Consider the following 13,902-nt stretch of genomic DNA (forward strand, 5'->3'; position numbering starts at 1 on the left):
CATACAAAAGTATGTGACTAGGGTAGCGGGAGGGCAGCCAACAACGCTGCGGTTTGAAGTATGACGAGTATGAAGAAGGTAACTACATCATGTACACACTCATCATCAAAAACGGTAAACGTATCGATGGCACAATTATCGATATTCTGATTAAAGACGGAAAAATCGACGCGGCAGGCCCTGAGTTAGCCCATGACCAACAAGCTGACAAAGTCATTGACCTGAAAGGAAAAACATATGTCAGCGCGGGATGGATTGATTCTCATGCACACTGTTTTGCCGAGTCACCTATCTACTTTGATGACCCTGATTTAGCAGGCGCCGCGGGCGGCGTAACCTCACTGGTTGACGCTGGGAGTGTAGGTGCTGACGATATTGATAAATTTTATCAATTAACCAAAAAGTCCAAAACCAACGTCTTTTCTTTGTTGAATATTTCACGTATTGGCATCATTGCACAAAATGAATTATCCGATATGAACAACATCAACGAAACGTGTTTCCAAGAAGCTATCGAGCGCCACCAAGGCTTTGTGGTTGGAATGAAAGCACGAATGAGTAAAAGCGTTGTGGGTGAAAATGGCATTGCACCGCTAGTTAAAGCCAAAGAGATGCAGAAAAAACACCGTCTTCCATTGATGGTACATATCGGTAATAACCCGCCAGATATTGATGAAGTGGCTGATTTGCTAACGCGTGGCGACATCATCACACACTGCTTTAATGGCAAACCAAACAAAATTTTAGGCGATGATGGCTATCTTAAACCATCTATTGCCCGAGCATTGGCGCGTGGCGTCATTTTAGATGTTGGTCATGGTGGTGAAAGTTTTAGCTTTAAAGTGGCTGAACAAGCCATGCGCATCGGCACATACCCTGACATTATCAGCTCCGATATTTACCATCGTAACCGCGTGAATGGCCCCGTTTACAGCCTTGCATTTGTGATGACCAAATTCCTGTGCATGGGCTTTAGCGCTGAGCAAATTTTACGTTGTGTGACGGAAAAAGCCGCCAATTTCTTATCGCTTCCAGCAAAAGGGTATTTAAAACCTGGTTTCGATGCAGACATTACGTTGTTTGATCTGAAGGAAGAACAAACTGAACTCACTGACGCAGAAGGCGAGCACCGCATAGGTACACAACGCTTTGTACCTATTGCCGCTATCGTTGGTGGTAAACATATTATTCATGCACAAGGCGAATCTGAACATGCAATCGATTTATGAGAAGTATCAGTTAAAACACGTTATCAACGCATCTGGCCGCATGACCATACTCGGCGTATCCACACCAACGCCTGAAGTTGTTGAACGTGTCGCTTACGGGCTTAACAATTATTTTGAAATTAAAGATTTAGTTAACAAAACAGGTGAGTACATTGCCAATCTGTTGAATGTTGAGGCCGCTGTCGTGGTGTCTTGCGCTTCAGCAGGGATCGCTCAAGCGGTTGCGGGTGTGATTGTGCAGGACGATGATGATTTATTGCTGAACCTGCATTCATCGGAAAAAGTTGTTCCCCGTGAAATTATTTTACCAAAAGGGCATAACGTTAACTTTGGAGCGCCTGTCGACACTATGGTGTCTTTAGGGGGCGGAAAGGTGATTGAAGCTGGCTTTGCAAACGAATGCAGCGCGGCGCAATTAGCCGCTAAAATCACTCCAAATACAGCAGCAATTTTATACATCAAGTCACACCATACTGTGCAAAAAAGTATGTTAACCGTCGAACAAGCGGCCAAAGTGGCACATGACCACCAGCTACCATTGATTGTTGATGCTGCCGCAGAAGAAGAGTTAACCGCGTATTACCAAGCGGGTGGCGATATTGTGATTTACAGTGGTGCAAAGGCCATTGAAGGGCCAACCAGTGGCTTAGTTGTTGGTAAAAAGCAGTATGTTGAGTGGGTAAAACGCCAAAGCCAAGGTATTGGCCGTGCAATGAAAGTCGGCAAAGAAGGCATTTTGGGATTAACCCTTGCTATCGAACAATACTTAACTGCGCAAAAAGAAACAGGTGCAGAAATGGTCACGCGCATGACGAAGTTTATCAGTGACCTCAATGCTATTAAGGGCATTTCAGCCCAAGTCGTCTGGGACGCTGCAGGCCGTGACATCGCCCGTACCGAAATCAGCTTCGATGAGAAAGTGATTGGCAAAACAACCTACCAAATTATGGCTGACTTAAAACAAGGCGATACCGCCATTTACTTCCGTGAATATAAAGCCAACGAAGGGAAGGTCGAGGCGGATATCCGCAGCGTCAGTACAGAACAACTTGATGTTATTTCAAAGAATATTCGTTTGTTAGTAGAAGGAATTTAAGATGAAATTGTCACCGAATTTTTACCGTGACCGTGTTTGTTTAAATGTGTTGGCAGGTAGCCACAAAAATGCCAAAGATATTTATGCCGCCGCAGAAACCTTTGTTGTTGTCGGTGTGTTATCGAAAAACTACCCTGACTTAGAAAGCGCTATCGCCGATATGCGCATTTATGCCAAAGAAACAGACAATGCATTATCTGTGGGTTTGGGTGCAGGTGACCCGAATCAATCCACAATGGTCTCCTTGATCTCAAAAGAAATTCAGCCGCAGCACGTCAACCAAGTGTTTACGGGAGCACCAATCAGCCGTGCTTTACTCGGTCAAAATGAAACGTTTGTGAATGCACTGATTTCCCCAACCGGCACAATTGGAATGGTCAAAATTTCCACAGGCCCACTAAGCTCCCAATCCCCTGACGGTATCGTTCCTATCGAAACTGCAATTATGATGCTAAAAGATATGGGTGCAGATTCAGTTAAATTCTTTAATATGAAAGGATTAACCTATATTGAAGAATATAAAGCCATCGCCAAAGCCTGTGCAGAATTTGATTTTTCTTTAGAGCCGACTGGGGGGATTGATTTAGATAATTTTGCCGAAATTCTGCAAATAGCCCTCGATGCAGGCGTGAAGAAAATCATTCCTCATATTTATAGTTCGATTATTGATAAAGATACGGGTAATACGCGCCCAGAAGATGTACGTCAATTATTGCAGATGGTTAAGCAAGCGGTTAATTGATGCGTTAAAAGCAGTAAAAAGAAGTCAGAAAATAAATATAAGCGAGACGTTACAAACTGAGTCATTGTGACAAAATGACCAAAACAACAAATGCCCCACTCATCCAGTATGTGTGGGGCTTTTTTTCATTCTCTATTAATGACCTATGCTTCGTGCATTCGGTATAATATGGAACCAATAATTATCGGGCACAGGGCTATCCCATACCCCGAAGAAAGCGGCAATACCAATCATGATAAATAAAATTGCCAAGGTCAAAGCCGCCATCACAATCCCCGATAAAGGAAATTGACGTTTTTGCGTTGCTATTTGCAATGAAAAATCCAGCGTTGACGCAACTGGGCAGGACTCCACACAGGTCATACACCCCGTGCACTCTACCGTTCTTACCTTGATGAGCTTATCCACTGGAATGCGCGATGGGCAGTTTTTCGCACATTTTCCACAATCAATGCAACTTTCCACATTACGGCGAATTTTAACGGGTGAAAGTAGTGAAAATAGCCCCAACAGCGCGCCATAAGGACAGAGATAACGGCACCAAGCATTGCGAATAAATAAACTCAGCACCACCAAAACCACCACGCTAATCAATGCAAAATCACTAATGTGGCGAAAGAAATCCAGCATTTTGACGTCAATAATGATCCCATAAGGTGACATCATAAAATATTGGATCATCTGCGCTGACATAGAAAATGCGATATAAAGAAAGAAGCTTAACAGCAAATACTTTAAGCCTCGCAGGGTGATATCTAGCCATTTAGGGAGATTGATTTGATAGCGAAACAGTTTTTGTCCTAATTTCCCTGTATATTCCGATATCGTTCCTATTGGGCACATCCATGAACAAAAGGATTTTTTCAACAGTAAACTAATAAGAATAAAAGCCACTAACAGAAACATCGACGCCCCATGAATCGGCGGAAAGCTTCCTGTTTCTAATGTGTATTTTAGATTCATTAACCCCGCAATGGGCAGCCAGCCTTCAATCCCTCCTGGGCGCGGTAAGTACAGCGCTTCCCCCCCAGTTTCGAAATAACGCACCCAGTAATAGAAGGTAACACCGATATAAAGGTTTATCGCCAGCAGGATAATTTGAACAACTTTTCGCCATGTTGAGGCATTTCGCCAATCATTCCAAGGAAGCCTACCGCCCACCGTACCAGGACGTCGCATGTAGCGAATATGGGGTTTCTTTGCCATCTAGCCTATCTCTTTAACATGCATTTAAAATACCATTATTGTATTTACATATTCAAAGAGCGCATTGATTTGCATCAGAGCGTGGTGATGTTGATGGTTTGATACAAAAAGATAATGAAGGTAATTCAGAAAAGAAAAATATGATTTTTTCTTCTAATCCCAGATTTTTTCTAAATAATTCGAGTTGTGCCAAGGCGGCAAAATGAGGAGATCCCTAGGAGCATACAAAAGTATGTGACTAGGGTTGACGAATGACGCCAACACAGGCACAGCTTGAAGTATGAAGAAAAAAGGAGCATACAAAGGTATGTGACTAGAGTTGACGAATGAAGCTAACGCTGTGACAGCGTTAAATATGACGAAAAATTAAAAACGCACTTTTCTTTTAAGCTCGGATTTTTTCTAAATAGTTAGTGCTGTAACAAGGCAGCAAAATGAAGACATCACGGGGAGCATACAAAAGTATGTGACCCGTGTGGCTGAATGAAGCTAACGCTGTAACAGCGCTAAATATGACGAAAAAATGGGAGTTGGCCGATAAGCCGGGTTCTGTCGTGGACAACCATTCATCTAGGCCAGCACTTGCGCACTGGCTCCAGCAACCTACCCGAGTTCAATGCGGGCCGCACCATATGAACCCCTATTTGGTCTTGCTCCGGGTGGAGTTTACCGTGCCACGAACTGTTGCCAGTCGCGCGGTGCGCTCTTACCGCACCCTTTCACCCTTACCTGATCCTGTAAACAGGCCATCGGCGGTTTGCTCTCTGTTGCACTAGTCGTAGGCTTGCGCCTCCCAGACGTTATCTGGCACCCTGCCCTATGGAGCCCGGACTTTCCTCCCCTCTACCCGTCTCCCGAAGGGACTACGATAAAGCAGCGGTTGTCTGGCCAACTCCGCGGCGAATTATAGGCACTTTGCTACGGCTTGTACAGACTTTCGGGCAGGCAATTGACGACTTAAGGCCCCTGATAGCGCTATTTGCTTAAAAATTATTCATCACCTTGATTATCTAACATCAATTTATACAGCATATTTTTCTTTAAGCCGTAAATTTCTGCGGTGATCGCCGCTGCTTTTTTCGGTGGCAGCTCTTTTTGCAGCAAATTAAGCGTGCGGATAACATCAGGTGAAATCGCTGAATCATCTTCAGGCTTCTTATAGCCTTCAACAATTAATACCATCTCACCACGATGGCGGTTTTCATCTTCTTTCACCCAAGCCAATAACTCTCCCACAGGGCGCCCTTCAATAGACTCCCATGTTTTGGTGATTTCACGGGCTAAAACAACATGACGATCTGGCCCCCAGACTTCCACCATATCTGCTAAACTGTCTAGTAGACGGTGGGTTGATTCATAAAAAATTAGTGTGCGTGTTTCTTGTTCAAGTGCTTGCAAGACATCTTTCCGACCTTTTGTTTTGGCGGGTAAAAAGCCTTCATAGCAAAAACGGTCTGATGGCAAACCTGCGGCTGATAGTGCAGTAATTGCCGCGCAAGCTCCGGGTAAAGGTACGACTCGAATACCAGCTTCACGGCAACGATTGACCAAATGATAACCCGGATCATTAATTAAAGGTGTACCTGCATCTGAGACTAATGCGATACTATCACCTTGATGAAGTCTGCTAATTAATTGATCTGCCTTTTGCTGTTCATTATGATCATGCAGAGCAAACAGTCGTGCATTTATCGCGAAATTTTGTAATAAAATACCTGAATGCCGAGTGTCCTCTGCCGCAATAAGGTCAACATGTTTAAGAACATCCAGCGCGCGTTGCGTGATGTCGCCCATATTCCCAATCGGTGTTGGGACGATATACAGCGTGGATGCCATAACCACAGCTTGATTAGGTTGGTTCATTGTTTCATCCGAATAGCCGGTTTAAAATTAAGCAATTGAAAAATACACCATTGGATACAGTATGCGTCCTTCAATTTTTTTGCATTTGAAAAAAGGGTTAATCTGCACAGCGATGCTGTCTACCTTTGCACTCTCTGGGTGCCAAGTTGTCTCAGATTATTTTCCTTCCACCCAAAAAACACCTGAGCAAAGTGCGTCCGATGCCAGCAGTTACCAAGCTATCATTGATACGGCTCAAGGCAAGCCGTCTCTGGAAGCGCTTCGTGCCTACATTAGCCAAGAGCCTTTGTTAAAAACAGCGGCTGAGCGCCAAGCTAACATCGATGGATTATGGAAGATGTTAACACAGTTGACGCCAGAACAGATTCACGGAATAGGCGCAGAGGAAAATAATCTTCAAGGCTGGGTTGATTTACTCGATATTTATCAAAATAACCAAGATGACCCAGATGCTCTTCGTGCTGGATTTAATGACTGGAAGATGCGTTACTCAAGCAACCCAGGTGCTACATTAGCTCCAACTCAGCTAATCCAAGCGATGCTACCTCGCCTTGGTGGCAGCCCGAAAATTGCCTTATTCCTCCCAATGAGTGGTCAAGGCAAAGTATTTGGTCAGGCCATTATGCAAGGTTTTATGGATGCACAAAAAGGTATCCCACAAGGCGCAGCAGCTCCAGCAAGAACGACACCGCCATCAAATAGCGGCAATGATGTGCTAGACCAAATTTATGCAGAAGTGGCGAATACGACAAGTAATGCACCAGCAGATACTGATATCGTTACCTCTAGCATACGTATTGATGCCACGCCCGTTAATACACAAACTATCAAGGTATTTGATACAACAGGCAAGCAAATGCCTCAATTACTGGAGCAAGCAAAGAACGAAGGTTTCAACCTCGTTGTCGGTCCATTACTGAAAAATGACGTACAAACTATCGCTCAAATGGGTGCCCCCATTAGTGTATTAGCATTGAATGAATTGGATTCAAATCAATTACAACCGCGCCCAAATCTTTGCTACTTCTCGCTTTCCCCTGAAGATGAAGCGCAAAATGCGGCTGCGTATATGAAAGCACAAGGCAAACAAATGCCATTGGTTTTAGTGCCTGCTAATGCGTTTGGGGATAGGGTAGCCAAAGCCTTCGCCCAAGGGTGGCAATCAAAAGGTGGCGGAGCCGTATTAATGCAAACCTTCGGTTCAGTGCCTTCTTTAAAAGAATCCATTAATCGTGGTGCAGGGATCCGCATGGTGGGAACCCCCGTTAATACAGAAAGCCAGCTAGACGGTGCGAGTGGCGCAATTGATTCTGTTTATATCGTTGCAACGCGCGATGAACTCACGCTGATTAAACCAATGATAGAAATGGCGATCAGCTCTCGTTCTCGCCCTGCACTATACACTAGCTCTCGTAGCAACCAAGCGGGTTCAGGCGCAGACTACCGTTTTGAAATGGATGGCGTAAAATTCAGCGAAATCCCACTGCTTGCGGGTGCAAATAATAACCTGCGTAAGCAAGCACAACAAAAACTCAGCAATGATTATTCATTATTCCGTTTATATGCGATGGGTATTGATGCATGGTCATTAGCAAACAATTACGACAAACTGCAACAAGCGGGGCAAGTGAGAATCAATGGTGCTTCAGGAACATTGAGCACGCAGGCTAACTGTGTGGTATTTCGTGAATTGCCATGGCTACAGTTTAAGCAAGGGCAAGTTGTCCCCGCTCAGTAAAATAAAAGATAAGCCATCAAGATGATGGCTTTTTTCAGACAAGGACGTCATGAAAGCAATTCAAAAACCGTTAAGATGGTTAACAGGCCGATATTACGAAAATCAAGCTCTCACGTTCCTGAAAAAAAAAGGGCTCACCTTTATTGAACGTAATGCCAGAAACCGAGGTGGAGAAATTGACCTCATTATGCGTGACAAAGCGGGTTGGGTATTTGTTGAGGTGCGATTTCGCAAAAATTGTGATTACGGTGACGCACTTTTATCAGTAAACTGGCATAAACGTAGAAAGTTATTAGCCGCTGCCAAAATTTGGCTTGCACAACGGCAAGAGAGTTTCGAAACCAGTGCCTGTCGATTTGATATTTGTGCTATTACAGGCAATCAATTCGAATGGATACAAAACGCCTTTAATGAAGAGAGTTAATATTCGTCAGCAAGCTGTTATATTCTTTACCAAAATAGCGATTGCAATCAACACAACGACAGTGCGAGCATGACGAGTTTACCCTAAATAATTCGTACTGTCGCAAGGCGACAAGTGAGCTAATCCCTATGAGCATACAAAAGTATGTGATTAGAACGAGCGTTGCAGTCAACACAGCGACAGTGCGAAGAATGACGGGTAAATTTTTACAGGAAAAAACCAGTGCTAGATAGAATAAAAGTATGTTTTACCGAAAGCATTCAAACTCAAATTGCAGCCGCCGAGGCGCTGCCCGATGCGATTTCTAGAGCCGCGATGATGATGGTTCAGTCCTTGCTTAATGGCAACAAAATTTTATGTTGTGGCAATGGTGCATCTGCTGCTACTGCACAACGTTTTGCTGCTAGCATGATCCACCGATTTGAAACTGAGCGCCCGAGTCTTCCTGCTCTTGCGCTCAATACCGACAATGCCGTACTTACTGCGATTTCTGGAAGTAAACAACCCACTGAAATTTATGCGAAACAAGTAAGAGCTTTAGGGCAGCATGGTGATGTTTTGATGGCTATCTCCACCCATGGTAATAGTAGCGATATTATTAAAGCAGTTGAAGCCGCTGTAACACGGGATATGACCATTGTTGCCCTTACTGGCTACGATGGCGGAGAGCTGGCTGGGTTACTTGGCCCACAAGATGTTGAAATTCGTATTCCTTCTCAGCGTAGCGTTCGAATTCAAGAAGTTCATCTTCTTACTGTAAATTGTCTATGCGATCTTATAGATAATACTCTTTTCCCTCATCAGGATGATTAAGGAGACAAAATGCGATTAATACCCATTTTTGCCATAGTAATCAGTACGATTCTTTTACAAGGCTGTATTGGTGCCGCTGTTGTTGGTTCCGCAGCAGTTGCCTCTAAGAGTGCTTCTGACCCACGAACTGTCGGCCAGCAGGTTGATGATGGCACACTAGAAGCTCGTGTCAGTGGGCAGCTCAATAAAGACAAAGAAATTACAGGTAAGGCACGTATTATTGCCACTGCCTATAAAGGTAATGTGCTATTAACGGGGCAAACTCCAGATATGTCATGGGCTGAACGCGCTAAACAAATCGCCTCTAATGTTGATGGTACGGTGTCAGTTTATAATGAGGTACGTAGCGGTGAGCCAGTTGATTTAGGCACTGCATCTAAAGATACCTGGTTAACAACTAAAGTTAAATCGAAAATTTTAGCGAGTGATAGTGTCAAATCAGGCAGCGTAAAAGTCATTACTGAAAATGGTGAAGTTTTTTTACTTGGCGTATTAACAAGGCAAGAAGGTGATGCTGCAGCTAAAATTGCCAGTGAAACTGACGGAGTCCGTCGAGTTACGACTGCTTTCACTTATCTCAATTAATCATAAACAATAATATATCCGAATAAGAATAAGAGCCATTAGTGAAAAACTATGGCTTTTTTCTTATTCAGATAAAACATCGTTTACTTTCAGAAAATTCTTACCGCCCAAAAGGTGCATCTGGTTCAGTATCCACGCCTGCCTCTTCAAGACATAAGAAGATGGTGATTTTACACTATAGCGATGTGGATTAGGAAGAACCGCTGCTAAAAGTGCAGCTTCGCTCATAGAGAGCTTGCTAGCAGGCTTATTGAAGAATCTATTTGAAGCTTCCTCCACACCAAAAACCCCATCCCCAAACTCAGCAATATTGAGATAAATGGTCAATATTCTTTGCTTAGACCACAAAACTTCCATTACTGGCGTCATTAGTGTTTCTAAGCCTTTCCTGAACCAGCTTCTACCATCCCACAACCATAAGTTTTTAACTGTCTGTTGTGAGATTGTTGAGGCACCTCTAATTGATTGTTTATTGATCGTATTATGTTTATAAGCACGTTCAATTGCATCAAGATCAAAACCCCAGTGATGAGGAAAATTTTGATCTTCAGATGCGATAACCGCTAAATAAATATACGGAGAGATCTGGTTTTCACTTACCCAAGTAGAACTCGAAACATAAGAAAAATTTAAGTTTAGCCACGCACTTATTTGGCGTTCAGCCATAACCGCTGAGAATGGCACAGGGACATATTTAAAGACGATAACCGTACAAAACCACACCACAAGTAATGAGAATGTGATCTTTTTTAACCAGTGCCATAGCCTAGAAACAATAGTTAGCATTCAAATAATCACGCCATTTCCAATACTTTCTTAACGAGTTTATTAATCCCAATATTTGCTTCAGAAATTGATTGTGCCAGCATATAAGCAGGGGTTGTGACTACTCGGTTAACTTCATCAACAACAATGTCATCAACAGAACATTTGATGTGTTTGCCACCCATATTTTCTATTTGGATAATCGTTTCGCTATCATCACCAATAGTTAATTTTACTGATGTATTTAACATTTTCGGTAACATTACAGGCGCAATACACATCAGCCCTAGCGGCTTTTTCTGCTGGTGCATTTGGCGAACTAAACTTAATAGTTCTTTATTAATTTCGCAGTCACTACCTTTGACGGCAAAATTACATAAATTTTTTGCCGCGCCAAAACCACCAGGAATGATGAGTGCATCAAGCTTAGAGGCATCTGCAGAGGATAAAGGGGATATTTCCCCACGAGTAATACGTGCAGACTCCTCTAATTGACTGCGTTTTTCTGTATTTTCATTTCCATTTATATGATTTATAACAGTAGGTTGTAACTCATCAGGCGCAAAAAAATAAACTTTAGCGTTATTTTGACTCAAAGCTAACATAGTTAATACTGACTCATGAACCTCGCTTCCATCAAATACACCACAGCCACTTAAAATAACCGCAATTGATTTCATATCTTGCTCCATTTGTAGTAAATTATCTCTCAAGCGATAAAGAAGACAAACATCAATCTTCATCACAGATTTTAATGAATCTTGTAACAGATTCGCTAAATTTTGGTATCTTGATGTTATTCTTTACCACGATTAGCCTAATTTAATGATTTGCCCAGAATGAAAACCACATGCAAATCAACGATTTCCCTGGTGTTGGCGCAGTATTCGCGCACCCCAACTTCGGTTGGGGTTATTTTTTTGTGCGCTCGTCAACCCAGTTTCTTAAAGTTTCTATATCGCCTTTCCAATCCTGTTTTAACTCATCCACCCATTCTTGGACATTATCCCACCAAGCAGGTAAATCAGGAGATTGGATTTGCTGAGCAATTTTCTGTAAATTCCTTAAGCCAACAGAACCTGCTGCGCCTTTAATCTTATGAGCCTCTTCTACGATGCCCTTTTGGTCCTTTGCAATCATATTAGAATCAAGAATCGCTAAGTAGCTTGGAAGCATTTTTTCAAATACCTCTAGACCATCATAAATTAATTTAGGGCCAACTAATTCGATATATTGCTCCAACATTTCACAATCTAACCTTGACTCATCAACGGCTAATTTAGAGATGTCACTTGGTACTCCGTCTTCAGAATGAGAAGCCTGCTCGCCCCAAAATTGCTCAATAACTTGAGTTAAAGCAGGAATAGATAATGGTTTACTTAAAACACCATCCATCCCCGCATCAAAGTACTCTTTTTTATCTTTAAGCACATTGGCTGTCAGTGCAATGAGGGGTGGCAAATCCTCTTTGTCATACTGTTGCTTCAACTGCCTTGAAATATCCAACCCTGTCATATCGGGCAGCTGAATATCTAATAGGACTAAATCATATTCACCCGGTGCAAACATGGATAATGCATCTTTACCTGTCATTGCGACATCAACTGTATTCCCTAGATTTTCTAATACAGAGCACGCCACAACAACGTTTAGCTCAATATCTTCTACCAATAGAATATGTAAAGCAGGTAATGGATAGTCGTCATCATTTTCTTCAAATTCCACAACGTCATCTTCCACAACAGGTGCAGAAATAGATAATGTAAATGTAGAACCTTCACCTATTTGGCTTTCAACTTGAATATCCCCACCCATATTTTGTGCTAGTCGTCGGGATACAGAAAGCCCAATCCCCGTTCCTGTTGCAGGTTTCCCCCCCGCAGAATCTGTTACTTGGTAGTACATCGCAAAAATTTTATCTAGCTCATCTTGAGGGATACCAATTCCACTGTCTTGTACCCTAAAAAACAACTTACTTTCAGACTCTTGCCAGATACTTAGTTTCACTTCACCTTTTTGTGTGAATTTGACTGCATTGCCTATTAAGTTCCACAATATTTGGCGTAAACGCGTCCCGTCCGTTAGCACTTTTTTCGGCAGCGCTGGGGCGACATCCATCACAAATTTAAGCCCTTTTGGCTGGACTAATAAACCACTTAAATTTTCAAGATCATTCACAAATTCAGATAATGTGATTGGCTGGTTATCCAATTGAACTTTACGGCGTTCAATTTTATCCATCTCAATGACATCATTAAAAATATTTCCTAACGTCACTGCACTGACATGAATTGTTTTTAAATAGCTAGATTGTTCCGAAGTGAGTTCGGTATCTAATAAAATTCGACTTAAACCAACAATGCCGTTAAGGGGGGTGCGAAGCTCGTGGCTGATTGTTGAGATAAATGTGGTCTTCTCTCTACTCGCGTTCTCTAACGCCTCCTGATAACGTTTACGCTCTGTTATATCGCGACCAAAACCCATGAGACCATGTCGTTTACCAACTCGGTCATAAAATGGTACTTTTCGCAGTTCGAAACAGGCCTTTCTACCATCGGGATAAACCAGCCATTGTTCGTAGGTCAGGGAAACATTATGGCGGAATACTTTTTCATCGGTTTCCATCACTTTGGAGGCAATTTCTACATCATAAATATCTAGTGGGGTCAGCCCAACTAAGTGTTTTTCACTTTTCCCCGTCAGGAGTTCCATTGCCCTATTGCAGCCCGAAAATTCGTTATTTTCATTGCGGTAATAAACTAAGTCAGGAGAGGCATCAAGGAATGAGCGTAACAATACCGATTGCTGTTCGAGTTCAATTTGAGTTAATTCACGATATTTCATTTCTTGCTTAAGTTGCTCAAGCAATTCTAAATGTGCGCGCTCCGCTTTTTCACGTTCAAGTATTTCAAGGTTGAGTTGCTCTATATTCCCTTGTAATTGCGTGTTTAATTCAGCATCACGTTTGCGCATCACTTCGAGTTTATCGACCATACGTGATAACCGTTGGCGTGACTCTTCCAGTTGTTCCACCACAACGGAAAGAAAATAAACCGCAAGCGGGGTGATAATAAGCCCAAAGAAAATAGAACCTACCATATCCAAACTATCTACGTGCCCACGCAAGAAAATCGTGACAGCCATTTGCATTATCATGGCCAGCACAACAAGTGCGGATGCCAGTAACAGTGAAAACCTTACCAACCCGAGTTTCATCATCAAATCGACATAGTATTGCGCAAGGCCGCGAAGTACTTTCATAACCACCCCTTAGTAAAATTCTCTTTGAATCATATATCAAACAGGGCAGATTCGGATGTTTATTAATACAAAATGTCGATCCTGCTCATTCAATAGCCATTTTTTATCATTAATGATAAATAACAATCAGGTATTTTCTTTGTTTTAGCTCGGGTAAAAATGTATCTTGGATGACTTTTA

Annotated in this window: 12 protein-coding genes and 1 other RNA gene; 7 read left to right on the top strand and 6 right to left on the bottom strand. The window is 42.5% G+C overall.

Translation table 11 applies throughout. The annotated features are described in order from the left end of the window. Nucleotides 1-89 precede the first annotated feature (89 nt). From J6836_RS13565 to dagF, 3 genes are read left to right on the top strand one after another with little or no spacing between them, the layout of a single operon-like run. Nucleotides 90-1,229 (top strand): amidohydrolase/deacetylase family metallohydrolase, encoded by a 1,140-nt coding sequence (locus J6836_RS13565; RefSeq protein WP_219244548.1) that lies wholly within the window; start codon nucleotides 90-92, stop codon nucleotides 1,227-1,229. Further along, nucleotides 1,213-2,325 (top strand): DgaE family pyridoxal phosphate-dependent ammonia lyase, encoded by a 1,113-nt coding sequence (locus tag J6836_RS13570; protein ID WP_219244549.1) that lies wholly within the window; start codon nucleotides 1,213-1,215, stop codon nucleotides 2,323-2,325. The genes J6836_RS13565 and J6836_RS13570 overlap by 17 nt, the downstream gene beginning before the upstream one ends. A 1-nt stretch (nucleotide 2,326) precedes the next feature. Continuing rightward, a complete protein-coding gene (gene dagF, locus J6836_RS13575; RefSeq protein ID WP_219244550.1) occupies nucleotides 2,327-3,067 on the top strand; it encodes a 2-dehydro-3-deoxy-phosphogluconate aldolase in 741 nt (246 codons plus the stop codon). Between the two features lie 135 nt (nucleotides 3,068-3,202). Here dagF and J6836_RS13580 read toward each other — a convergent pair whose 3' ends face one another. From J6836_RS13580 to rsmI, 3 genes are all read right to left on the bottom strand, one after another. After that, nucleotides 3,203-4,273 carry a 4Fe-4S binding protein gene (locus J6836_RS13580; protein WP_219244551.1) on the bottom strand — a complete coding sequence of 357 codons (1,071 nt, stop codon included), beginning with the start codon at nucleotides 4,271-4,273 and terminating at the stop codon, nucleotides 3,203-3,205. Nucleotides 4,274-4,795: 522 nt separating this feature from the next. Then, nucleotides 4,796-5,169: RNase P RNA component class A (gene rnpB, locus J6836_RS13585), an RNA gene on the bottom strand. A gap of 94 nt (nucleotides 5,170-5,263) precedes the next feature. Continuing rightward, complete coding sequence (gene rsmI / locus J6836_RS13590) at nucleotides 5,264-6,136, bottom strand: 16S rRNA (cytidine(1402)-2'-O)-methyltransferase (RefSeq protein WP_219244552.1); 873 nt, start codon at nucleotides 6,134-6,136, stop codon at nucleotides 5,264-5,266. A 61-nt stretch (nucleotides 6,137-6,197) separates the two neighbouring features. Between rsmI and J6836_RS13595 the strand changes: the two genes are divergently transcribed. The 4 genes from J6836_RS13595 to dolP all read left to right on the top strand — a co-directional run bounded on the left by J6836_RS13595 (nucleotide 6,198) and on the right by dolP (nucleotide 9,696). Then, a complete protein-coding gene (locus J6836_RS13595; RefSeq protein ID WP_219244553.1) occupies nucleotides 6,198-7,874 on the top strand; it encodes a penicillin-binding protein activator in 1,677 nt (558 codons plus the stop codon). Nucleotides 7,875-7,923: 49 nt separating this feature from the next. Further along, a complete protein-coding gene (locus J6836_RS13600) occupies nucleotides 7,924-8,298 on the top strand; it encodes a YraN family protein (protein ID WP_219244554.1) in 375 nt (124 codons plus the stop codon). Nucleotides 8,299-8,520: 222 nt separating this feature from the next. Then, nucleotides 8,521-9,111, top strand: a complete 591-nt coding sequence (gene diaA, locus J6836_RS13605) for a DnaA initiator-associating protein DiaA (protein WP_004925390.1) — start codon at nucleotides 8,521-8,523, stop codon at nucleotides 9,109-9,111. A 9-nt stretch (nucleotides 9,112-9,120) separates the two neighbouring features. Further along, nucleotides 9,121-9,696 carry a division/outer membrane stress-associated lipid-binding lipoprotein gene (dolP, locus tag J6836_RS13610; RefSeq protein ID WP_219244555.1) on the top strand — a complete coding sequence of 192 codons (576 nt, stop codon included), beginning with the start codon at nucleotides 9,121-9,123 and terminating at the stop codon, nucleotides 9,694-9,696. 63 nt (nucleotides 9,697-9,759) lie between these two features. Here dolP and mtgA read toward each other — a convergent pair whose 3' ends face one another. The 3 genes from mtgA to arcB all read right to left on the bottom strand — a co-directional run bounded on the left by mtgA (nucleotide 9,760) and on the right by arcB (nucleotide 13,722). Beyond that, complete coding sequence (gene mtgA, locus J6836_RS13615; RefSeq protein ID WP_219244556.1) at nucleotides 9,760-10,482, bottom strand: monofunctional biosynthetic peptidoglycan transglycosylase; 723 nt, start codon at nucleotides 10,480-10,482, stop codon at nucleotides 9,760-9,762. Between the two features lie 8 nt (nucleotides 10,483-10,490). Continuing rightward, nucleotides 10,491-11,141: an isoprenoid biosynthesis glyoxalase ElbB gene (elbB, locus tag J6836_RS13620; protein WP_219249514.1), complete on the bottom strand. Its 651-nt coding sequence runs from the start codon at nucleotides 11,139-11,141 to the stop codon at nucleotides 10,491-10,493. A gap of 232 nt (nucleotides 11,142-11,373) precedes the next feature. Further along, nucleotides 11,374-13,722: an aerobic respiration two-component sensor histidine kinase ArcB gene (arcB, locus tag J6836_RS13625; RefSeq protein ID WP_219244557.1), complete on the bottom strand. Its 2,349-nt coding sequence runs from the start codon at nucleotides 13,720-13,722 to the stop codon at nucleotides 11,374-11,376. Nucleotides 13,723-13,902 lie beyond the last annotated feature (180 nt).

It is taken from the genome of Providencia sp. R33, assembly GCF_019343475.1.
GTDB lineage: Bacteria > Pseudomonadota > Gammaproteobacteria > Enterobacterales > Enterobacteriaceae > Providencia.